The organism is Amycolatopsis sp. NPDC101161 (assembly GCF_044768185.1).
Lineage (GTDB): Bacteria > Actinomycetota > Actinomycetes > Mycobacteriales > Pseudonocardiaceae > Amycolatopsis.
This window is the reverse complement of sequence record NZ_JBIWPI010000003.1, coordinates 1,140,371-1,162,274: the sequence shown is the minus strand read 5'-3', so window position 1 is coordinate 1,162,274 and position 21,904 is coordinate 1,140,371. Positions and strand designations below refer to the sequence as shown.

Sequence of the window (21,904 nt, the reverse complement as noted above, 5' to 3'; positions counted from 1 at the left end):
CTCAGGCCTCCCGAATCGCCGAGCGGGGGTCGAGCAACCCGAGCACGACGTCGACCAGCAGGTTGACCAGCAGCACGCCGACGCCGTAGACGAGCACGATCCCCTGCACCAGCGGGTAGTCCTTCGTCACGATCGACTGCACGATCGTCGAGCCGAGGCCGGGCCAGGCGAACACGTTCTCCACCAGGACCGTGCCCGCCACCATCGCGGTCAGCATCAGGCCGCCCAGGGTGAGCGTCGCGGTCAGCGCGTTCGGCAGCGCGTGCCGGATGTAGACCAGCCGCGCGGGCAGCCGCTTCGCCCGCGCGGTGCGGACGAAGTCGGCGCCCAGCACGGAAAGCAGCTCGACGCGGATGATCCGGGCCAGCACCGCCGCCGGCCCGATCGCCAGCGCCGCCACGGGCAGGACGTACGAGGTCGCGTCGTCGGTGCCCGCCACCGGGAACCAGCCGAGGCCGACGGCGAGCAGCGCGACCAGCCCGACCCCGATCAGGAACTCGGGGACGGCGGCGATGAACACGCTCACCGACGTGAAGCCCAGCTCCGCGCCCCGGCGGCGGCCGCCGCGGGTGAGCACCGCGAAGCCGACGCCGGCCGGGACCGCGACGACGACCACGACCGCGAAGGCCAGCACGGCCAGCTGCAACGTCGAAGGCAGCCGGTCGCCGATCACCTGCGCCACCGGCTGCCCGCTCGCCATCGACGTCCCGAAGTCGCCGGTGAGCAGGCCGCGCACGTAGTGCCCGTACTGCACCCAAAGCGGGTCGTCCAGGCCGAGCTCGGCCCGCTTCGCCGCCACCAGCGCGGCGGGAGCGGTCATCCCGAGCGACGCGCGCACCGGGTCGCCCGGAACCAGGTGGATCATCAGGAACGCCGCGGTGAGCAGCGCCCACAGCGAGACGGCGAACCGGGCCAGCCGCCGCGCGGCGAACGCCGGCCACGGGTTGCCCCGCAGGCCGGCGGGCGCCGCCGCCGTGGTCATTTCGCGTACATCCGGATCGAGGCCGGCGTCAGGCTGCCCTGGCTGAGGGCGAACTTCGCGCCGCTGGCGTAGGTCGGCACGACGGAGTCGAAGTACGGCACCGCGTCCACCCGCTTGATCAGCGCGGTCTCCGCCGTGTTCCAGTCCGCGCAGCTGGCGTCGCCGGGCTTCGCCGCCGCCTGCTGAGCAGCCTGGTCGTACCCGGGGTTGGCGACGTGGGCGAAGTTCGTCCCGTCGGGCGCGGCCGGGCCGGACACGAACGGCACCAGCTGGCTCGGCAGCGAGAACCCGACCGGGGCGAGGGAGACCTCCCACTCGCCGGTGCCGAACAGGACCTGGCTGAGGCCGGGGCTGTCGACGGCCTTGAGCGCCACGTCGGCGCCGAGCGACTTCCACTGCTGCTGGACCAGCTCCGCGGTCGGCGCCATCGTCGGGCCGAGCTGGGTGCCGTAGAGGACGGTGAGCGAAAGCTTCTTGCCGTTCTTGGCGCGCACGCCGTCCGCGCCCTTCGTCCAGCCCGCGGCGTCCAAAGCGGACGCCGCCGCGGCCGGGTCGTGGGCCGGCAGGTTCCCGGTGACGGTGTCGCCCGGGCACACCTCCGGCTCGTTCGTGATCATGCCCTTCGACGGCTTGCCCGCGCCGCTGGTCAGCACCTTGCCGAGCTGGGGCAGGTCGAGGGCCTGGGTGAGCGCGCGGCGGACGGCTTCGTCCTGCCCCGGCCGCCCGGCCACCTCGTTGTAGAACACCTCGCCCATCGGGGCCGTGAAGTCGGCGTGGAAGAGCTTGCGCGCCTCCAGCCGCTGCCGGTCCGGCCCGTTGATCTGCGCCGCGTTCAGCTCGCCGGACAGCAGCAGGTTGGTGGCGGTCGTCGTGTTCGGGATGACCCGGACGACGACCTTGTCCGGCAGGCCCGGTTCGGCCTTCCAGTCGCCGGGCCCCCACGTGTAGTCCTTGCGGCGGGTGAACGTGTAGTGGTCGTTGGGCACGGCCTCGCTGACGGTGAACATCCCGGTGCCGGCCTCGCCCTTGGCGAGCAGCTTCCGGTCGGCGAGCCCCTTGGCGCAGGCGATCGGCACGCCGCCGACGTTGCGGGCGAGGAACGCGTCCGGCTTCCCGCTGGTGACGCTGATCGTGCCGGCCGCGTCCGCGGTCGCCTTGGTGCCCGGCGCGATGTACAGCCCGGCGATGGGCGACTTGTTCGCCGGGTCGCCGATGAAGTTGATGTTGGCCGCGACGTCGGCGGCGGTCAGCGGGGTGCCGTCCGCGCAGGTGAGGCCTTGGCGCAGCGTGAAGGACGCCGTCGTGGTCGACGCCTCCCACTTCGCGGCCAGCCCGGCGATCGGCTTGCCGCTGTCGTCGAGGTTCAGCAGCGTGTCGTAGAGGAACCGGTCGACCTGGATGGCCACCGACAGCACGGTCATGTGCGGGTCGAGGCTGCCGGGGTCGGAGCCGACGCCGAGGCTGAAGGTCTTGCCGTCGACCGGCGTGCCGTCCCCGCTGCCGGCACTGCCCGATCCCCCGCAGGCGGTCGCGGTGAGGGCGAGCACCCCGAGCACGACCCCCGCCGTCCGAGTCCTGGTCATGGCGTTTCCTTCCGGAGGTGGTCCACGGCGAGGCGGGCGGCCTTGCCGATCGCGGCGTCGACGGCGGGTTGCCGCTCGGCCAGGGAGTCCGCGCGGGTGAAGACGGCGACGGCGAACCGGCGGCCGTCCGGGTAGGACACGACGCCGGCTTCGTTGCGGACGGCCGGGAGCGTCCCGGTCTTGGCCGCGACGGCGACGTCGGAGCCGAAGCCGGAGGAGATCCGGTGCGGCCAGATCTGCTGCGCCATGATCGTGCGGACCCGCTCGCACGCGGCGGGCTCGCCGGCGCGGTCGGTCCAGATCGCTTCGAGCAGGGTGGTGACTTCCCGGGGCGTGGACGACGTCGTCCGCTCCGGGTCGAGCACCGCGAGCTTCCACGTCCGTTCGGGCGTCGCCCCGGCGAACACGGCCTCGAGGTCGGCGTCCTCGGTCGCGCCGAGGTCCGCCAAGACGGAGGCGAAGAGGTCTTCGCAGCAGCCGATCAGCCGGGTGCGGTGCAGGCCCAGATCGGTGAGGACGCGGTCGACGGCGGCCTGGCCCACGCGGTGGTAGATGACGTCGGTGGCCGCGTTGTCGCTCATGGTCAGCATGAACAGCGCGAGGTCGCGCCAGGTCATTTCGACGTCGTCAGCGCAGCCCGCGGTGCCGATCCCGCCGATGCGGTAGCGCTGGCTGACACGGGTGCGCTCGGTTTCGTCCAGCCGGCCGGCGACGACCTCGCGGGCGTAGGCGACGGCGACCGGGATCTTGAACACCGACGCGAGCACCACCGGGTCGTCCGCGCCGACGGCCACCTCCCCCTCGCCGCCGATCTCCCGCGCGTGCAGGAAACCCCGCGCGCCGGCCGCCAGGAAGGCGTCCGCGATCCGTTGTTCGACCTTGCTCACGCGCTCACCCGCCGGTCGGCGCGGCCGGTGTGCAGGTACAGCGCGCGGCCGGTGCCGTCGTCGCCGACGAAGGCGTGCGGCAGGTACATCCCCTGCATCGGCTCGCGCAGGATGAGCGTGTCGCCGTTCATCGCGACCAGCTCGGTCTTCTCCGGCTTGGCCAGCTCGGCGAAGATCCCCTTGGGGACGCGCTCGACCCAGACGCGGCCGTCGTCGTCCTGGCTGACCGTGATGTCCGCGACCGACGACGAGTACTCGCCGACGTACCGGGTGGCGTCGATCCGCGGCGCGGCCGGGTCGGGCACCGGCGGCGCCTTGAGCTCGATGCCGGTCAGCTCCTTCAGGAGGTGGCCGACGACTTCGTGGTAGACGGCGATCGGGTTGCCGCCGTTGGTCAGCAGCGCGACGGCGACGCCGTGCTCCGGCGCGAGGCGCAGGAAGGCCGACTGGCCGATCGTGCCGCCGTCGTGACCGACGACCGCGCCGCCCTCCGACAGCGACCAGCCGAGGCCCCACGCGTCGCCCATCATGCCGAGGTCGGGCAGCTCCACCACGCGTTCCCGCATGGCGCGGGCGCTTTCCGCGCCGAGCACGCGGGTGCCGTCCGGGCCTTCGCCGTCACGCAGGTGCATGCCGGCGAACGTCACGAGGTCGCGCGGGCGCATGGCGAGCATCGAGCCGGCCGGGGCGTTGGACGCCGCCAGCGCCCAGACGCCCGCGGGCTGCGGGTCGGCACCGGGCTCGGGCGTGAGGTGGCCGAGCGCGGCCCGGAAGCGGATCGCCTCGTACGGGCTGGCCGCGGCGTGCGTCAGTCCCAAGGGGACGAACAGGTGGTCGGCCAGGCAGTCGTTGTAGGACTTGCCGCGCAGCACTTCCACGACCCGGCCGAGCACGCAGAAGGCGGCGTTGTTGTAGGAGAACATCTCGCCGGGCGGGAACAGCTGCGGGACGTCGCCGAGGGTGGCGACGTACTTCTCGACGCAGTCGGCGCCGCGGCCGGTGTCGGTGAAGATGTCGCCTTCGAAGCCGGAGGTGTGGCACATCAGCTGCCGGACCGTGATCCGCGCGGCCGCCTCCTCGTCGGCGATCGTGAACTCCGGCAGGTACTTCCGCACCGGCTGGTCGAGGTCGAGCAGGCCCTCGTCGGCGAGCTGCAGGGCCAGCGTGGTCGTCCAGATCTTGGTGATCGACCCGATCTGGAACAGCGAGTCGGCGTCGGCCTCGACGCCGGTGCCCTTGTTGAGCACCCCGGCCGCGTGGTCGACGATCTCGCCGCCGGCGTACACGGCCACGGCCGCGCCGGGCACGTCGTGTTCGGCCAGCACGGCGGGGAGCCGGGTCTCGAGCCAGGCGGCGAGTTCGGTGAGTTTCGACATGGTTGCCTCTCTGGGGACCGGCGTTGCGGGGATGCTAGGACGGGAACCGGGGCGGCCGATTCGTCGAAACCGACGAGACCCGGCGGAACTTTCATCGCGGGGGACGAATCACCGCGGGTCGCGCGGCCGGAACCGCCGGGACGGCGCGGCCCGCACCGCCGCGTACGCCACCGCGACCCGGACCCGCGCCTTCGACGTGGCGACCGCCGCCTTGAGCGCGTACTCCCGGACCCGCGCGGCCACCGCGTCCACTGTGGTCATGACGTCAGCCAGGACTTGGCGGTGGTGACCTCGGCGAGCCGCTCCGGGATCGGCGTGACGCCGAGGCCCGGTCCGGACGGCACCGGCAGCCGGCCGCCTTCGAGCACGAACGGTTCGGTGATGTCGCTGGTGTAGAACCGGTCCGACGCCGAGGTGTCGCCGGGCAGGGTGAACCCGGGCAGCGACGCCAACGCGACGTTGGCCGCCCGGCCGAGCCCGGTTTCGATCATGCCGCCGCACCACACCGGGACGCCGTGCGCGGCGCAGACGTCGTGCACCCGCCGCGCCTCCAGGTACCCGCCGACGCGGCTCGGCTTGATGTTGACGATCCGGCAGGCACCGAGCTTGATCGCGTCGGCGGCCGAGCGCGCGGAGACGACGGACTCGTCCAGGCAGATCGGCGTCCGGATGTGCTTGGCGAGCTCGGCGTGGCCGAGCACGTCCTCCTCTTCGAGGGGCTGCTCGATCAGCAGCAGCTCGAAGGGGTCGAGCCGCTGCAGCTGCGGCACGTCCGAGAGCGTGTACGCGGTGTTCGCGTCGACCTGCAGCAGGATGTCGTCGCCGAAGCGTTCGCGGACGGCGCGCACCGGCTCGACGTCCCAGCCCGGCTCGATCTTCAGCTTGATCCGCACGTACCCGGCGTCCAGGTAGCCGCCGACGACGTCGAGCAGGTGCGGGATCGTCTCCATGATGCCGACCGACACCCCGCACGGCACCGAGTCCTTTGTGGACCCGAGTGCCGTCGCGAACGACATGCCGTGCGCACGGAGCTCGGCGTCGAGCACCGCCATCTCCAGGGCGGCCTTGGCCATCCGGTGGCCCTTGAACTTCGCCAGCAGCGGCGCGACCTTGTTCGCGGTGAGGTCGTCGGCGGCCAGCAACGCGGGCACGAGGAAGGTCCGCAGGACGTGCTCGACGCCGTCGACGTACTCCGACGAGTAGAGCGGGTCGACCATCGCCCCGCACTCGCCCCAGCCCTCCCCCTCGGAGGTCACCGCGCGCAGGAGCAGGAGTTCGCGTTCGGCCTGCGTGCCGAACGACGTCCGGAACGGTGCCACCAGGGGCATCCGGACGCGCAGCAGTTCCACTCCGGTGAGTTTCACGACGTTCGCTCCTTCGCGACCACGTACCAGCCGGCCCGATCGAATCCGATGACCGAGGCGCCGTCGGCGAGCAGGCCGCCGAGCACCTCCCGCAAAGCGACCCGCCACGCGCGGCCCCGGTCGGGGTCGGCGCGCCGGAGCGTCTCGATGTCCGGCGGCACGGCGACGAGCACGAGCGGCGCGTCGGCGGCTCCGGTGACCGGGCCGCCGCCGGAGTCCGCCGCCAGCGCGACCGCGGCACCCTGGGCCCTGAGCGCCGCCGCGTCGAAGGGAGCGGGCGAGCCTTCGGCGGCCGAGCGCACGGCCGGGCTCGCCAGGTGCCACACGGCCATGATCCGGTCGGTGTCGCCGGCACCGTTGATGCCGTCGTTCATGGGGCCGTAGAAGTCGGGCAGGTACTGCTCCGGGAGCGCGGCGAGCTTGGTCAGGTTGAAGTGGGCGTTGCGGCGCACCAGCGGGTCGAACGTCCACGAGATCACCGGGACGTCCTGGCGCAGCGCCCACGCGCGCTGGTGCAGCTTGAGCGCGAAGCCGATGCCGCGGCCGTGTCCGGCGGTGGCGACGCCGGCGATGTGGCTGTGCAGTCCTCCCTTCGCGGGACCGCCGAAGAACCCGAAGCAGGCGCCGAGCAGTTCGGGCCCGTCGAAGGCGCCGGCGACGTAGTTGCCCGCCGAGACCATGGCCCGCAGCAGTTCCGACGTCACCGGCTGGTTTCCCGGCGCGGGGCGCCAGATCGACTCGAAGAGCCGCGTCACGGCGGTCAGGTCGGCGACCTCGGCCAGGGTCCGGACTTCGACCCCCGAGGCCGTGGCGGCGGCGGTCGCCGCGGCGGCCGCCTCGTCCCGCAGCGGCGGGGCTGTGTTCGTCACGACTTCTGTCACACTCCGATCCTGGCCGGAGAAGCCCCGCGGGTCACCGTTGTCCCGCACCGGTTTCGCCCCGCGTGTTCGTCGGCGCGGACGAACTCCGTTGCGCCAGCACGGTTTCGGTGAGCGCGGCGAGCAGCGCGGCGCGGCGGGGCAGCTCGCTGACGACGACGTGCTCGTCGTCGGCGTGGGCACCGCCGCCGACCGCGCCGAGGCCGTCGAGCGTCGGAATGCCCAGTCCCGCGGTGAAATTGCCGTCGGACGCGCCGCCCACCGCGGCTTCGGTGAGCGTTCCGCCCGCGAGTTCGTTCGCGAGCACGAACAGCTCCGCCGACGCCCGCGCGTCCAGCGGCGCGCGGTTGATGCCCCCGGCGATGTGGATCCGGGCCTCTTCGTGCACCGGTGCCAGGCTTCTGATGGCGCGGTCGACGCGTTCTTGTTCGGCCGCGTCCCACACCCGCACGTCGACGGCAACACTTGCCTTGGCGGGCACGGTGTTCGTCGTGGTCCCGGCCGTCAACGCGGTCGGGACGACGGTGGTGCCCCGGTCAGGGTCGGCGAGCGCGGCGATCGCGAGGATCTGGTGCGCGACCTCGATTCCCGCGTTGACGCCCTTCTCCGGCTCGAGCCCGGCGTGCGCGGCACGGCCTTCGACCTCGACGCGGTACAGGGAAACGCCTTTGCGGCGGGTCTTCAGGGCACCGCCGTCGGCCGAAGCTTCGAGCACGAAGACCGCGTCGCAGCTCTTGGCTTCCTCCTCGATGAGCGAGCGGGACAGCGGCGAGCCGATCTCCTCGTCGCCGGTGATGAGGATCGAGAGGCCGTCGCGGCCGGGCAGCGCGGCGGCCGCGTGCAGGGCCATCACGACGCCGGCCTTCATGTCGAAGCAGCCGGGGCCGCGCAGAATGCCGTCGCGGACTTCGAAGGGGTGCGTCCGCAGGGATCCCAGCGGCCACACGGTGTCGTGGTGGCCGAGCAGCAGGACCCGCGGCTCGCCTTCGCCGAACCGCCAGCGCAGGTGCGTGCAGCCGTCGGTGACGATCCGTTCGGGCTCGACGCCGAGGAGGCGCCGGCCGAGCCCGGCGACGACCTCGGCGCTGCGCGCGACGGCCTCGTGGTCGGCCGAGGGCGACTCGCAGCGGACGAGCGTCTCGATGTCGTCGATCACCGCGGCTCACCCCGCAGCGGCTTGCCGGGCAGCGCGTCGGTGTTCAAGTTTCCGTCGCCCACTACGGGAACCCCGCCGACGTAGAGGTGCCGGACGCCCGCTGAGGGGCGGGTCGGGTCGGTGTAGGTCGCGGTGTCGGTGATCGCGGCGGGGTCGAGGACCACGAGGTCGGCGTCGGCTCCGGCGCCGAGGTGGCCCTTGCCGCGAGCGGCGGGCGCGACGTCGTCGAGGAGCCGCGAGGGCAAGTACGAGCAGCGGCGGAACGCTTCGAGCCAGCTCCACGCGCCCGTTTCGCGGACCATCAGGCGCAGGGTCTTCGCGAAGGTGCCCGCGGTCCGCGGGTGCGTCGTGCCACCCGGCGGCAATGGCCACTCGGTGCTCTCGGTGCGGCCGTCCTTCCAGTACACCGGCATCGCGTCGCTGGCGACGACGGCGTCGGGGAAGGCGAGCGCCTGGTGCAGCAATCCGCGTTCGCGGGGGTCGGTCTCGTCGAGGAACTCCAGCAGGCAGGGCGCACCCGGGTCGTCCGCCCGCAGCTGCCGCAGCCGGGCTTCGTCGCGCACCCGCTCCCCCGTCTCGAGGATGACGACGCTCGACGGCTTCAACCCCTTGAGCCGCAAGCGGTCCGGCTCGATGAAGGCGGCGCCGACCGCCGTGCTGCCCGCGCCGTACGGGTAGGCCTCGACGGTGACGCGGGAGCCTTCGCTCCGGGCGGTTTCGAGCGTGGCGAGCACGCGGTCGATGTGGTGGCCGGAGGTGCTGTTGACGTGGCAGTGGTGCATCGCGGCGCCGGTCTCGCCCGCGGCGGCGACGATCTCCACGGAGCCGTCGACCGGGATCGCCGGGTCGACTTCGACCAGCTCGCGGACGTGGGTGTAGGTCGGCACGCCGGCCTTCGCGGCGAGGTGCGCGACGGCCAGGAACTCGCCGGGGTCGGTGGCGGGCGCGTAGCCCATCAGGATGCCGATGCCGAGGGCGCCCCCGGCGAGCTCGCCTTCGAGCAGCGCGAGCCACGCGGCCAGCTCCTTCTTCGACGAACTCCGTTGCCACTGCGGGTTTCCGAGGATCGCGAGGCCGCTGTCGATGCTCGCGTCGGGCGCGATGTTCGCGAGCACCTGGGCCCGGGCGGCGCCCCAGGAGGCCGAGAAGCCGTAGTTCAGCGGCCGGCCGGCTTTCGCGGCTTCGGCGTAGGCCCGCTCGATCGGCATCAGCCCGGCTTCGAGGTCGAGAGCGGTCGTGACGCCGTCCACGGCCTGCAGCCGCTGCCCGGCGACGGAGTGCACGTGGCTGTGCAGGTCGACGAACCCGGGCCCGACGACCAGCCCGGTGACGTCGACGACGACCGCGTCCGGCGCGTCGAGATCCGGGCCGACGGCTTGGACCCGGTCGCCGTCCAGCAGGACGTCGGCGACGCCGTCGAACCCGCTCCCGGGGTCCACGACCCGGCCGCCCCGCAGAAGTGTGTGCACCCGTCCGCCTCCTCGTCGTCGCTTCCCGGCGACGTTAGGAGGATTTGCGGCGGGGCCGTTCGTCCGCGGCGACGAACCGGGACGACGGCGTTCAGCCGCGCGGACGAACCGGGTCGCGTGGACCGGCCTGGTGACCGCCCAGAAGTGGGCTGTCCGGAGACCGCCCGCGGCGAGGGGGCGGCCGCCCGACGCAACCGGAGCACCGGCCGCCGCGGCGGGGTTCAGCCGCGCGGACGAACCGGGGTCACCGGGGCCAGCAGCATGCCGGTGATCGCGTCGATCAGGCCCGTCCCGGCGTCGTCCCACGTCGCGCGCGGGGTCGGGGTGCCCTCGGCCAGCGCCCGCTCGCGCTCGGCCACCATGTGGATCATCAGCTGGCGGGCCATGTCGCCGCGCTCCGCGCGGACGTCGGCGGGCAGGCCGTCGAGGCAGCGGTTCAGCCCCTCGACCGCGCGGGCCAGCGCCGGGGACGACAGCGACTCCTCGGCGATGATCTCGCGCAGCGCCGGGTCGGTCATCACCTGGGCGCTGAACCGGGCGAACCACGTCGGGGCGCCGAGCTCGCGCAGGTACGTCGTGCTCGGGAGGACCAGGCAGGCCACCCAGGCGCGCAGGTCGCCGTCGCCGTCGATCGCCTCGACGAGGTCCGCGCGCAGCCGCTCCATGCGCTCGGCGTGCCGGCGGACGATCGCCCGGACCAGGTCGACCTTCGTGCCGAAGTGGTAGTTGACGGCGGCGTTGTTGCCCTGCCCGGCGGCCTCGCTGATGTGCCGGTTGGACACCACCTGCACCCCGTGCTCGGCGAAGAGCCGCTCCGCCGTCACGAGGATGCTTTCCCGCGTCGCACTCGCGCGGGCCGCCTTCACGTTCATTTCGAAACCACCTGATCATCCACCGGCCCCCTACCTTACGGAGCCGCCCCGGCTGGCGAGAAACCGGCGGAACGTGGCAGAACAGCCACTGGCCGCCCCGGGCGGCCGTTCCTAGCGTGTCGATCATGATCGCAGTGCTCGCGCCGATCCTGATCGGCCTCCTCTACGTCGGGCTCAACTCCCTCATCGCCGAGCCGCACCGGCAGAAGTTCAACGCCCTCATGGTCGGCGGCGCGGGCGCGGCCTACCTCTCCGGCGGCGCGCTCGGGCCGTGGGAGCTCGTGTTCAGCGCGGTCATGACGTACCTCGCCTTCCGCGGGCTCGACTCGTGGACGTTCATCGGCATCGGCTGGCTCCTGCACACCGGCTGGGACGTCGTCCACCACCTCAAGGGGCAGCCGATCCTGCCGTTCGCGCACGACTCGTCGTTCGGCTGCGCGTTCTGCGACCCGGTGATCGCGATCTGGTGCTTCACCGGCGGCCGGTCGGTGTGGCGCCGGTCCCGGCGGGTTGACGCGCCGGAGCCCCGGGTACTCGGGGGAGCATGAGCACCGACGTCGAACGCGCCGCGCACGCCTTCTGCCCGCGGTGCCACCCCGATCCGCAGCCGGGCGACGTGCTCATCGCGCTGTGCGGCGCCCGGCACCCGTTCCACGGGCGCCGCGACCGGCCGGTGAACACCTGCCCCGCGTGCGTCCGGCTGGCCTCGGCGTCGGTCTACGCGTGCGGTCACCCCGGGGGCTGAGGGGCGGTTGTGTGAGCGCGAACAACGGGCTAACGTGAAACTCATTCACGATCCTGCCGGCTGTTCCCGCTCCCCCGCCACGGAAGGAACACCGCCTTGCGCAGAGTGTTCACCGCCTTCGCGACGGCCCTGCTGGCCGCGTCCGGGCTCGCCGCCGCCACCCTCCCCGCCGCCGGCGGCACGTTCAGCGTGCTGAGCTACAACGTCGCCGGGCTGCCCGAGGGCATTTCCAGCGCGCCGACCCCGCGCGCGTCGAGCACGACGGCGATCGGGCAGCGCCTCGGCCCGTACGACGTGGTGCACGTCCAGGAAGACTTCAACTACCACGCCAACCTGTACGCGGCCGACACCCACCCGTACCGGACGCCGACCAGCGGCGGCGCCGGGATCGGGAGCGGGCTGAACAGCCTGTCGTCCGTGCCGTCCGACGAGCTGGAACGCGTCCGCTGGGACTCGTGCCAGTTCGACTCCGGCGACTGCCTGACGCCGAAGGGCTTCACGTTCACCCGGCTGCGGCTCGCCGAAGGCGTGTACGTCGACGCGTACAACATCCACACGAACGCGGGCACGAACGACGGCGACCTCGCGTCGCGCGCGGCGAACCTGCGCCAGCTCACGGCGTACATCGCCACGCATTCGGCGGGCAACGCGGTCGTCGTCATGGGCGACACCAATACCCGCTACACGCGGGCCGCCGACACGATCCAGGCGTTCGCCGCGGACAACGGCCTGACCGACGCGTGGGTCCGGCTTGAACGCGGCGGTGTCCCGCCCGCGGCGGGCAGCGATCCCCTTCTGTGCGACGAAAACGCGGTCACCAACGCCTGCGAGGTCGTCGACAAGGTGCTCTACCGCGGCAACAAGCAGATCTCCCTGGACGCGACGTACTACAACAACGAGCACAACGCGTTCCTCGACTCTTCGGGCGCGATGCTGTCCGACCACGATCCGGTGACCGTGCGGTTCAGCTGGTCGGCCGACCCCGCGTTCCGGCTGAGCGACCGCTTCGGCGGCCCGCACGGGACGCCGTTCACCGACCTGGACCGCGTCCCGCCGGCCGCGCGCGCCACGACGCTGACCTTGAGCGCGGGCAGCCGCGTCGACCGGATCGGCTTGACGCTGGCCGACGGCACGATCCTCGGCCACGGTGGAACCGGCGGCACGGCACGGACTTACCAGCTGGCCGACGGCGAGTACGCGGTGTCCGCCGAGCTGTGCCGCGGCAGCTACAACGGGCACACGCGGATCTTCTCCGCCCGCCTCACGACGAACCGGGGCGGCGTACTGGCGGGCGGCACGACGACGGCGGACTGCACCACGGCGACCGCTCCCGACGGGTGGCAGATCGCGGGCTTCCACGGCCGGGCGGGCGACGAGGTCGACCAGCTGGGTCTCATCTACACCCGCCGCTGACCAGCATATGTCCACTTAGGACTACGCAGCGACCGGACCAGTACGGGCAGGACCGCCAGCAGGGCGATCCCGCGCACGGCGGCCGCCACCAGGTAGGGCGCCCGCAGCCCCAGCTGATGGGCGACCAGCCCGCCGGCCAGGGTGCCCACCGGGATCAGGCCCCAGCCGAGCAGGCGGTACGCGCTCGTGACGCGGCCCAGCAGCGCGGCCGGGACGAGCTGCTGCCGAAGGCCGATGGTGACGATGTTCCACAGCGTCGTCACGAAGCCGGTCACCGCGAGGAACCCGCCGAGCACGACGGGATCGCGGCTCAGGCCGACACCCGCGAACGCGCCGACGTTGGCCGCGAGCGCGGCCAGCAACGCCGCCCGGGCGCCGATCCGGGCCACGATCCGCGCGTTGACCAGGCCACCGAGCACGCTGCCGAGCGCCGCCCCGGCGAGCAGCAGGCCGTAGCCGCGCGCGTCGAGGTGCACCACCTCGGTGGCGAGCAGCACCAGCGTCGCGAAGGCGAGCTGGCCGCAGAAGGTGTTGACGCCCACCAGGATCGCCAGCGTGCGCAGCAATCGATGCCTGAACAGCCACGACAGCCCTTCCCGGACGGCGGAGCGCGTCCGGACGACGTGGGTTCGCCGGGGCAACGTCGCCACCAGCACCGCGGAAAGCGCGAACGAAACGGCGTCGAGGGCGAACGGCAGGGCCGCCGCGACGCCGAACAGCAGGCTGCCCAGCGGCGGGCCGGCGAACTGCTCGGTGACCGTCGTGACGGCCTGCTGACGACCGTTGGCGCGCGGCAGCAGGGGCTGCGCGACCAGGTCCGGCAGGATGGCCTGGGCCGCGGTGCCGAACACGACGTCGCCCGCGCCGATCCCGAACGCCGTGACGACGAGGACCGGCACCCCGGCCGCGCCGCACGCGGCCAAGATCGCGGTCACGGCGACCAGCACGGCCTGCACCGCTTGGGCGCGCCACATCAGGGCGGCCCGGTCGTGGCGGTCGGCCAGCGCCCCGGCGGGCAGGGACAGCAGCAGCCACGGCAGGTACGCCGCGGCCGACACGAGCGAGACGAGCCGCGGGTCGTGGGTGACCGTGACGGTCAGGAGCGGCACCGCCGCGGTGAACGCGCCGGTGCCGAGGTTGTCGATGCCGGTGGCCCACCAGAGCCGCCGATACGCCGTCGGCAGGGTCATGATCCGGAGCCTGCTGGCCCGCGCCGGAGCGGGACACCATTTAGCGCGGTGCTACATACTCGGGACCATGGTCCTGACGATCGAACTCGACGTCGCGGAGCTGGCCGCGACCCGCGTCGCGATCTCCCCGCTGTCGGAGACGGTCGCGTGCCTGCGGCAGCTGGGCGGCCGCGAACGGCAGGCGAGCGCGCTGCCGTGGCTGCGCTGGGCGGAGGACGAACTCGCCCGCGCACCGCTGGACCTGCCGTGGACGTGGCCGCTGATCGTCAGCGACCGGCCCAACTGGCCGGAGTTCCTGGTGCCCGCTCCCCGCGGCGCCGGTCCGTCCATAGAGGACGATCTGGCCGCGTTCCGGCGGACCACCGCGCGGCAGGTCCGGCGCAGTCTCGGCCGGGTCTTCGGCGCGGACCTGCGCGGGACGACCGCCGAGCTCGCCGAGCGGCCGGCGGAGGGGCTGAAGGTGATCGCCGGCGAGCTGCGGGAGGCGCACGACCGCCTGATCGCCCCGCACTGGCCGCGGATCCGCGCCGTCCTCGACGCCGACGTCGCCCACCGCGCCCGGACGCTCGCCACGGGCGGCGTCGAAAAGCTGTTCGCCGGCCTGCACCCGGAACTGGGGTGGCGCGACGGGCGGCTGCTGCTGAACGGCGACTGCCGCCCGGTGCACCGCGGCCCCGGCGGGCTCGTCCTCATCCCCGTCGTGCTCGGCTGCCCCCACGTCCTGGTCAAGCGGAGCACGTCCACGCAGACGACGGTCCGCTACCCGGCCCGCGGCCGCGGCGCCCTGTGGACGGCGGCCACCCGGCCCCCGGCGGCCGGCACGGTCCGGCTGCTCGGCCGGGCACGGGCCGGGCTCCTCGAAGCCCTCCGCTCCCCCGCCACCACGACCGAGCTGGCCCGCGCCCTCGGCGTCACGCCCAGCGCGGTGTCGCAGCACTTGGCCGTGCTGCGCGAAAACGGCCTGGTGGACCGGGAACGTTCCGGGCGCCAGGTCCTGTACCTGATCTCGGCGCTCGGAACGTCCCTGCTCGGCGGCTAGCCCAGCGACGTCAGCGGCACCGCGAACACCGACCGGCCGCAGACCTGGTTCTGCGCCTGGCAGTCCGCCGTCGACCACTCCGACTGCGACCACACGAGCCCCGTCGACCAGTCGTACGTCAGCGCCTCCGGGTGGACCGCCCAGCACGCGGCCGTGGAGCCGCAGGTCGCGGACGTGCTCGCCGCCGTCGTCTGGGCCCAGAGCTGGCCGTTGATCGTCGCCGAGCTGTGGGCCACGTACCACTTGCCGTCGTGGGACAGGACGCCCTGCATGTTGCCCACGTAGCTGCGGAACGCCTCGGACGCGGTGCCGGTCAGCAGGTAGTCCGTGCCCATCGGGAAGCGGTAGAGGCGGCCGTGGAGGCTCTGGTCGGAGAAGTACTCCGTCGTCACGATCGACGCCGGGCTCGTGCTGCGGTCCAGTGAAATCGACGAGAAGCAGGGCACCCCCGTGTCCGACGCCATGCTGCACGTGCCACCGGCGTAGGTGTAGTAACCGACCTGCATCATCGCGTACTTGTACGTGTACGCCGCATACCCACCGGACGTCTTGCCGATCGCGTTGGACGTCGTGTCGGTCAGCTGCAGGATGTGCTTGGTGCTGAACACCCGGATCGCGGTGGACGTGTTGCCTTCGGCGGTCACGTAGATCTTGTCGCCGTACCAGGCCATCCCGCCCATGTGCGCCTGCGCCGCGGAGAAGCTGCTGCCGGTGCTGTTCGGCACGGCCAGGTACATCATCCGGTGCGCGGCGGAGGCGGGGGCGTTGTAGTTGATCGCCTGGATCCGCGCGTCGTTGTACCGGCCGAGCGCGTCGGTGCCGTGCCAGCCGGACAGGATGATCTTGTCGGCGCCCCACAGACCGTCGTCGTCGGCGTCGCCGGAGGTCGTGATGCCCTGCGGCACCCAGGTGGTGCTGCCCGCGCGTTCGGAGTCCCAGCACAGCGACTTCGCGGCCACCGGCGCCTTGGGCAGCGCGGCTTTCTCGGCCGTCGTGCAGCTGGTCATCGCGTAGCTGGTGTCGTTGACGACGGTGTTGAGGCTGACGTTCGGCAGCGCGTTGTCCAGCGCGGTCAGCGCCGCGGCGGGGGTGGCGTGCCAGACGAGGTTCTGCTTGGTCGTCGTGGTCAGCGGGTCGCTGTAGGCGGCGCTCGCCGTCCCGGGCAGCGCCAGCGCACCGGCCGCCACGGCCAGCGCGAGCAGGAGGACTTCACGGATTCGCATGGGTGACAGTGCGCCAGACGGGGATCCAAAATCCGTACACCCGCTTGTACGGCTCTTGTACCAGCGCTGCCGGGATCGTAGCGAGCTGGACCGGTGGATCGAGGTCCCGGACGTTCGCGTAGACGGACATCGTCGCGGCGCGAGCCGGGCGCCCGCGCCGGGTCCGAGCGGAGGTAGGCCTCGCCGAGCCCGACCGCGGCGAGGGCACCGCCGAGTGGGTCGGCTCGGGTCCCGCATCCTGATACGGCTGGCCGCGGTGACCGGTATGCCCCGATAGTAGCGGGGTGCTCACTTCCCGTGCCCCGCTCACCCTCCCCCGGGCCGACCGGACCGAGACGCGAGTGTCCTATCGGGACGCACTCGTGGCACCCCTGCCCGGTTACCGGCCGCTGCTGCTGGACCTCGTCGTCCCCGCGGGCGCCGGGAGCCACCCGGTGGTCGTCTACCTCTACGGCGGCGCGCCGGCGGCCGGGTCGCACAAGCACAGCCGGCTCGGCGACCGCGTCACGGACCGGTTGGTGGCCGCCGGGTTCGCCGTCGCGCGGGCGCAGTACCGGCACGGGCGCGAGGCCCCGTTCCCCGCGCAGGTGCACGACGTCAAGGCCGCCGTCCGGTGGGTCCGCCACCACGCGGCCGAGCTGGAGCTCGACGCCGGCCGCGTCGGGGCGTGGGGACATTCGGCGGGTGGCTACCTCGCCGCCATGCTCGCGGTGACCGCGGACGACCCGGCCTTCGAAGGCGACCTCGGGATCACGGGCCCGTCGAGCCGCCTCGGCGCGGCGATCGCGTGGAGCCCGCCGACGGACTTCACGCGCATCCCGCCGCCCCCGGCGGATTCGGTGCTGCACAGCAGCGGCCACGACCCGCACGACTGGCTCCCCGGCCCGACGGCGAGCCCGCTGCTGCACGCGTCGGCGACCTCGGCGCCGCTGCTGCTGGCCCACGGCACCGACGACGCCGGCATCCCGATCGCCCACAGCGAAGCCCTGGTCGCCGCGTACTGGCGCGCCGGTGCCGACGCGGACCTGATCCGGCTGGACGGCGCGGGCCACTTCTACGGCGAGCGGAAACTCGAGCAGGTCACCGACGCCGGGATCGCGTTCCTCCGCAACCGGCTGACGGGCTGAGCGGCGCTCAGCCGACGATGTCGATGTCGAACGCCTCCGCGGCGCTGTATTCGAGGTCGGCCCACACCGCGCCCGGCAGGACGAAGCGGCGGTGGGACGTCAGCCGGTCGTCGTAGTTCGGGTCGGACTTCGGGTTGTGCCCGACGCCCACCTTGTCGGAGCCCCACGCGAAGATGTTGCCGACCCACATCGGCTTCGACACGCCGTCCCGGTTGATCCGGGGGCGGACGACGATGGCGGCGCCGGCGCTGCCGGACAGGTTCAGCCGCACGGTGTTCTGCCCGTCGTTGGGCGGGGTGACGGTGATGCGTTCCATGAGCTCCACTTCCGGTTCGGTGGTCAGCGACGCCGGCGAATCCACGCCCGGCCAGTAGTCCGCGACGACGGAGACGTCGATGCCGGGCGCGACGTCGAGCAGGTACTGCGCGGCGATCGCGCCGGCGGGGATCTCGGGTTTGCCGGTGGCCGTGGCGATCCAGTACAGCGGCGGTTCGACGCCCTGGTCCGCGAACGCGGCCTTCACCTTCGGCCAGGTCGACCGGTTGCAGTAGATGACGGGGTGCGCGAACCCCGACTCACGCCGCATCCGGGCCCAGCCCGGCGCCTCGTCGGGGGTGGCGTCCCCCGGCTCGACGTCGAGGACGTGCCCGTCGTTGGTCGAGGCCTTCTTGACGATCCGCACCTGCAGCGCGTCCGGGAAGAGGCCCCAGTCCGCGGCGCTCCACGGCGCGAGCCTGATCCGGTCGACGTACCCGGCCACGAGGGCGGGCTGTCGGTCCTTCTTCAGGATGTTGCCCGCGGTGACGGCGTCGTACATGATACGCATCGGCTCGCCTCGAAATCGTGGATCGGCGAATATCGGCGTATTCAGGATGCCCGGAAACGGAAACCGCCGCCAGGGCGGATGGGGCGCCTTTTCGGGCAGGATCCGGTTGCCCGAAAAGGCTTTCCGAGGCTCCCGTGAATTCGGAAACAACCGGACCCGCCGTCTTTCCCGCTCATTCCTCCCGCAGATTCTCCAGGCTCGTCGTCCGCCACAACGCGGGCAGTGTCAGCGCGGTGACGAACAGTACCGCGGCGATCGCCGTCGCCGTCAGGACCGCGATGGCCGGCCCGTCGACCACCATCGGCCGGTGCACGACGAGGGTCAGCACGAGCCAGTCGAGGGCGAGCCCTGCCGGTACGGCGACGGCCACCGCGACCGCGACCGGGATCGCGAGCTGCCACACCAGCGACCGCGCGAGCACCCCGCGTCCGACGCCGTTCGCCATCAGCGCGGCGAGGCTGCGCCGCCGTTCCCGCAGCTGCTCCCACGCGGCGACGAGCAGGCTGCCCGCGACGAACAGCAGCACGAGCACCGAGCCGACCGACAGCGCCCGGGTGATGAGCGCGTACGTGCCGTCGGTCTCGGTCCCTAGCGAGTACACGGTTCCGTTCCACCCCACCGTGTTCCGGACGCGCTCCACCAGGTCCGGGTCGGCGGTGGGGACGTCCGCGGACACCGACAGCCCGACGCCGGTCGCCGTCGCCAGCGCGGCCGGGGTGACGAGCAATGACGCCGATTCGCCGCGGGCGCCGGCGACGAGGTGGACCGCCGGGACCGTCCACTGTGGAACGGCGTGCGGGCCGGCGCGGCGAGCTTCGTCGAACCACACGTGGTCGCCGGCCTCGGGCAGGTAGCCCACGGACCCGGTGGCGTAGACGTCGCCGTCGCGGCAGTCCACGAGCCCGGCGCGGGCAAGCAGCTCCGCGCACGACCCGACGGCGATCGAGGCCCGCTCCCCCGCGGCGTTCTCGATCAGGCCGCGGGACCGCAGCTGCGCGTCGCGTTGGCCCGGCAGCGCGCGGAAGGCGGCGGCGAACGCCTCGGCGTCGGCGTAGCTGGTGGCGAAGTAGCTCGCGAGCACCTTGACCTCCCGCGGCGCGGGCCGGTCGCTCTCGGTGCGGGCGTAGACACCTTGCAGCGCAATGGATCCGGCTAGTACGACGGCGACGCCGCTGACCAGGCGCGCGGCGGTCGCGCTGTCCAGCTGGAGCCGGCGGACGGCCAGCAGCCAGGCGGGCGAGCCGCCGTGCAGCAGGCCCGCGACCCGCTCGACGAGCCACGGCAGCACGAGCGGCACGGCCGCGAGGACGAGCACGATACCGGCGATCACGCCGGGGCTTTCGGCGTCGTCGGTGCCGGTGAACAGCAGGGCCCCGCCGGCGGCCGCGGGCAGGAGGCGCCAGCCGAGCCGGCGCCGGACCCGCGTCCCGCGCCGCACGACGCCGAGCGGCTCGATGACGACCGTCCGCAGCGCGAACACCGCCGCCGCGCAGGCGAGCACTGGCAGCACCAGCAGGGCGGGGACGCCCAGCCGCCAGTCGGGGACGAGGTCGGTGCCGAAGAGGCCGCCGCGGAAGGCGGTCACGGTGATCCGCGGGACGAGCACCCGGACGAGCTGGAACAGCCCGAGCCCGGCGAGCAGGCCCGCGAACGAGCCGAGCAGGGCCTCGCCGGCCGCGATCCGGCGCACCTGCCCGCGGTCGGCGCCGATCAGCCGCAGCGCGGCGAGCCGCCGGTCCCGCGCGGCGGCGGCGAGCCGGGTGCTGGTGACGACGAAGACGAACACGGGGACGAGGCAGGTCGTCGCGCCGACCACGACGAGCAGCAGCTCGAGCGAGCCGAGGGGACGCCGGTGCGTCTCAGCGCCGAACCGGCTCACCGGCGCGGCGTCGCGCAGCTGCGCGACGGTGGCGGAGCCGACGTAGAAGTAGAGCTCGTGCGGTCCGGTCAGCCCGGCTTCGCCGATGGTGCCGACGACGCGTCCGGGGAACCGCGGGCGCAGGAGTTCGCCTTCCGGCGACTGCAGCAGATCCACGAGCGCCGGGGACAGCACGGCCTCCCCGGGGCCGGGCAGCCGATCGACGCCGGGAGCGGCGGGCGGGTGCGGGCCGGTGGGCTGCACGAGGTAGCCGCCGAGGCCGCGGCCGCGGTATTCGTCGGCCCGGGCGAGGGCGTAGACGGGATCGACACCGGGGGCGGTGGCGGCGAAGTCGAGCACGCGCGCGCCGGCCCGGTCGTCCCGGGCGCCGATGAGGTGGGGAACGGAGGTGGCGGTGAGCAGGACGACCACCCCGAACCCGACCCCGGCGGCGGTCAGTGCAAGCCGTACCAACGCGGTGCGCGCGCCCCCGCCACCCAGGGCGAGACGCATGCCGAGGAGGAGGTCTGCGGTCCAGCGGCGGATCACCGGACCACCTCGGAGGGACGGAGGTGGTCAGCCCAGGCCACGAGCGAAGCCACGACCGTCGCCGCGCCTCGCCGCCGGGATCGGCCGGCAAAGGCCCCGACCCCGGACTCCCCCACTCCGCGATCCTGCAACCGCCCTCTCCACGACCCCGTCACCGGATCACCTCCAGCTCCCGGGTCCGGCCGTCGCGGACCACGACCTCGCGGTCCGAATACGCCGCCACGCGGGGTTCGTGCGTCACCAGCACCACCGCCGCCTCGCGGTCGCGGGCCGCCGTCGTCAGCAGCTGCATCACCTGCTCGCCGTTCAGGGAGTCCAGCGCCCCCGTCGGCTCGTCGGCGAACACCACCCGCGGGCCCGTCACCAACGCCCGGGCCACCGCCACGCGCTGGCCCTGCCCGCCCGACACCTCGCCCGGGCGGCGGCCGGCGATGTCGGCCAGGCCCAGCTCGCCCAGCATCTCCAGCGCCCGCCCGGCCGAGGCCCGGCCGCGCTCGCCGTTCAGGCGCAGCGGCAGGGCCACGTTCTCCAGGCACGTCAGCTCGGGGACGAGCTGGCCGAACTGGAACACGAACCCGAAGTCGGTACGGCGCAACGCCGACCGCGCGCGGTCCGTCAGCGCCGCCAGGTCCTGACCCTGGTAGCGGACCGCGCCGTCGTCCGGCCGGACGATCCCGGCCAGGCAGTGCAGGAGCGTCGACTTGCCCGCCCCGGACGGGCCCATCAACGCCACCACCTCCCCCGCGCGCACCCGCAGGCTCGCCGCCGTCAGCGCCTCCGTGGGCCCGTACGCCTTGCGGACGTCGGCCGCCTCCAGCAGCACGGTGCTCACGCGATCTCCTTCGCCAGCTGGTCGAGCCGGGCCGTGGTCAGCTCCAGCCAGCGGAGGTCGGCTTCCAGGTGGAACAGCGCGTGGTCGCAGACCAGCTGGTCGACGAGGTCGCCCCCGGTCTTGCGGCGGGTCAGCTCGCGCATCGCGTCGAGGTGGGCCGTGCGCTGGACGTCGAGGACGTCGGCGGCCGGGCGGCCGGACAGCAGCGCCAGCACCACCTTCGTGTACAGCGTGTTCTGCAGGTACGCCTCGGGTTTCTCCGGGGTCGCCAGCCACGTGCCGACGTCGGCGACCCCGGCCTCGGTGATCGCGTACCGCTTCCGCTCCGGGCCGCCGCCCGCCTCGACGCCGTCGGCCTCGACGAGGCCCTGCTTCAGCAGCCGGGCCAGCGTCGAATAGACCTGGCCGTAGTGGACGCGCCGGTCGTGCCCGAACCGGTCGTCGTAGGCGCGCTTCAGGTCGTAGCCGTGGCGCGGCCCGTTCTCCAGCAACCCGAGCAGGGTGTGTCCGATCGACATGCATGCGACTCTACACG

21 protein-coding genes are annotated in these 21,904 nt (G+C 73.2%); 5 read left to right on the top strand and 16 right to left on the bottom strand.

Annotated elements, in window-relative coordinates:
* Window position 1: 1 nt before the first annotated feature.
* The 10 genes from ACIRSS_RS26960 to ACIRSS_RS26915 all read right to left on the bottom strand — a co-directional run bounded on the left by ACIRSS_RS26960 (window position 2) and on the right by ACIRSS_RS26915 (window position 10,567).
* Entirely contained in the window at window positions 2-982 is a 981-nt protein-coding gene (locus ACIRSS_RS26960; protein WP_400899574.1) for an ABC transporter permease, read from the bottom strand.
* Complete coding sequence (locus tag ACIRSS_RS26955) at window positions 979-2,565, bottom strand: ABC transporter substrate-binding protein (RefSeq protein WP_400899572.1); 1,587 nt, start codon at window positions 2,563-2,565, stop codon at window positions 979-981. Before ACIRSS_RS26955 ends, ACIRSS_RS26960 begins: the two co-directional genes overlap by 4 nt.
* Entirely contained in the window at window positions 2,562-3,452 is an 891-nt protein-coding gene (locus ACIRSS_RS26950; protein ID WP_400899570.1) for a serine hydrolase, read from the bottom strand. Before ACIRSS_RS26950 ends, ACIRSS_RS26955 begins: the two co-directional genes overlap by 4 nt.
* Entirely contained in the window at window positions 3,449-4,828 is a 1,380-nt protein-coding gene (locus tag ACIRSS_RS26945; RefSeq protein WP_400899568.1) for a serine hydrolase domain-containing protein, read from the bottom strand. The genes ACIRSS_RS26950 and ACIRSS_RS26945 overlap by 4 nt, the downstream gene beginning before the upstream one ends.
* 108 nt (window positions 4,829-4,936) lie before the next feature.
* Window positions 4,937-5,089 (bottom strand): hypothetical protein, encoded by a 153-nt coding sequence (locus ACIRSS_RS26940; RefSeq protein ID WP_400899566.1) that lies wholly within the window; start codon window positions 5,087-5,089, stop codon window positions 4,937-4,939.
* A complete protein-coding gene (gene menC / locus ACIRSS_RS26935; protein WP_400899564.1) occupies window positions 5,086-6,192 on the bottom strand; it encodes an o-succinylbenzoate synthase in 1,107 nt (368 codons plus the stop codon). The genes ACIRSS_RS26940 and menC overlap by 4 nt, the downstream gene beginning before the upstream one ends.
* Window positions 6,189-7,073, bottom strand: a complete 885-nt coding sequence (locus ACIRSS_RS26930; RefSeq protein WP_400899562.1) for a GNAT family N-acetyltransferase — start codon at window positions 7,071-7,073, stop codon at window positions 6,189-6,191. Before ACIRSS_RS26930 ends, menC begins: the two co-directional genes overlap by 4 nt.
* Window positions 7,074-7,104: 31 nt before the next feature.
* A complete protein-coding gene (locus tag ACIRSS_RS26925) occupies window positions 7,105-8,226 on the bottom strand; it encodes a M20 family metallopeptidase (protein WP_400899560.1) in 1,122 nt (373 codons plus the stop codon).
* Window positions 8,223-9,695 carry an amidohydrolase family protein gene (locus ACIRSS_RS26920; protein ID WP_400899558.1) on the bottom strand — a complete coding sequence of 491 codons (1,473 nt, stop codon included), beginning with the start codon at window positions 9,693-9,695 and terminating at the stop codon, window positions 8,223-8,225. The genes ACIRSS_RS26925 and ACIRSS_RS26920 overlap by 4 nt, the downstream gene beginning before the upstream one ends.
* Window positions 9,696-9,916: 221 nt before the next feature.
* Entirely contained in the window at window positions 9,917-10,567 is a 651-nt protein-coding gene (locus tag ACIRSS_RS26915) for a TetR/AcrR family transcriptional regulator (protein WP_400899556.1), read from the bottom strand.
* A 125-nt stretch (window positions 10,568-10,692) separates the two neighbouring features.
* On the opposite strand from ACIRSS_RS26915, the gene ACIRSS_RS26910 reads away from it, so the two are divergent.
* From ACIRSS_RS26910 to ACIRSS_RS26900, 3 genes are all read left to right on the top strand, one after another.
* Window positions 10,693-11,115 carry a DUF6010 family protein gene (locus ACIRSS_RS26910; RefSeq protein ID WP_400899554.1) on the top strand — a complete coding sequence of 141 codons (423 nt, stop codon included), beginning with the start codon at window positions 10,693-10,695 and terminating at the stop codon, window positions 11,113-11,115.
* Window positions 11,112-11,312: a hypothetical protein gene (locus tag ACIRSS_RS26905; RefSeq protein WP_400899552.1), complete on the top strand. Its 201-nt coding sequence runs from the start codon at window positions 11,112-11,114 to the stop codon at window positions 11,310-11,312. Before ACIRSS_RS26910 ends, ACIRSS_RS26905 begins: the two co-directional genes overlap by 4 nt.
* A gap of 105 nt (window positions 11,313-11,417) precedes the next feature.
* A complete protein-coding gene (locus ACIRSS_RS26900; RefSeq protein WP_400899782.1) occupies window positions 11,418-12,725 on the top strand; it encodes a jacalin-like lectin in 1,308 nt (435 codons plus the stop codon).
* Here ACIRSS_RS26900 and ACIRSS_RS26895 read toward each other — a convergent pair.
* Entirely contained in the window at window positions 12,710-13,915 is a 1,206-nt protein-coding gene (locus ACIRSS_RS26895; RefSeq protein ID WP_400899551.1) for an MFS transporter, read from the bottom strand. The genes ACIRSS_RS26900 and ACIRSS_RS26895 overlap by 16 nt on opposite strands.
* A 67-nt stretch (window positions 13,916-13,982) precedes the next feature.
* Here ACIRSS_RS26895 and ACIRSS_RS26890 point away from each other — a divergent pair, with 67 nt between their 5' ends.
* On the top strand, window positions 13,983-14,954 hold the full coding sequence (locus ACIRSS_RS26890; RefSeq protein WP_400899549.1) for a DUF5937 family protein: 972 nt from the start codon (window positions 13,983-13,985) through the stop codon (window positions 14,952-14,954).
* Here ACIRSS_RS26890 and ACIRSS_RS26885 read toward each other — a convergent pair.
* Window positions 14,951-16,177, bottom strand: a complete 1,227-nt coding sequence (locus tag ACIRSS_RS26885) for a hypothetical protein (RefSeq protein WP_400899547.1) — start codon at window positions 16,175-16,177, stop codon at window positions 14,951-14,953. The genes ACIRSS_RS26890 and ACIRSS_RS26885 overlap by 4 nt on opposite strands.
* A 284-nt stretch (window positions 16,178-16,461) precedes the next feature.
* Here ACIRSS_RS26885 and ACIRSS_RS26880 point away from each other — a divergent pair, with 284 nt between their 5' ends.
* Entirely contained in the window at window positions 16,462-17,304 is an 843-nt protein-coding gene (locus ACIRSS_RS26880) for an alpha/beta hydrolase fold domain-containing protein (RefSeq protein WP_400899545.1), read from the top strand.
* 7 nt (window positions 17,305-17,311) lie between these two features.
* Here the strand turns inward: ACIRSS_RS26880 and ACIRSS_RS26875 are convergent, their stop codons facing one another.
* The 4 genes from ACIRSS_RS26875 to ACIRSS_RS26860 form a co-directional block, all read right to left on the bottom strand.
* A complete protein-coding gene (locus ACIRSS_RS26875) occupies window positions 17,312-18,130 on the bottom strand; it encodes a hypothetical protein (protein ID WP_400899543.1) in 819 nt (272 codons plus the stop codon).
* Window positions 18,131-18,302: 172 nt separating this feature from the next.
* Window positions 18,303-20,537, bottom strand: coding sequence for an FtsX-like permease family protein (locus tag ACIRSS_RS26870; RefSeq protein WP_400899541.1), 2,235 nt, complete (start codon window positions 20,535-20,537; stop codon window positions 18,303-18,305).
* Window positions 20,538-20,688: 151 nt separating this feature from the next.
* Window positions 20,689-21,369 (bottom strand): ABC transporter ATP-binding protein, encoded by a 681-nt coding sequence (locus ACIRSS_RS26865; protein WP_400899539.1) that lies wholly within the window; start codon window positions 21,367-21,369, stop codon window positions 20,689-20,691.
* On the bottom strand, window positions 21,366-21,887 hold the full coding sequence (locus ACIRSS_RS26860; RefSeq protein ID WP_400899537.1) for a PadR family transcriptional regulator: 522 nt from the start codon (window positions 21,885-21,887) through the stop codon (window positions 21,366-21,368). The genes ACIRSS_RS26865 and ACIRSS_RS26860 overlap by 4 nt, the downstream gene beginning before the upstream one ends.
* Window positions 21,888-21,904: the final 17 nt, after the last annotated feature.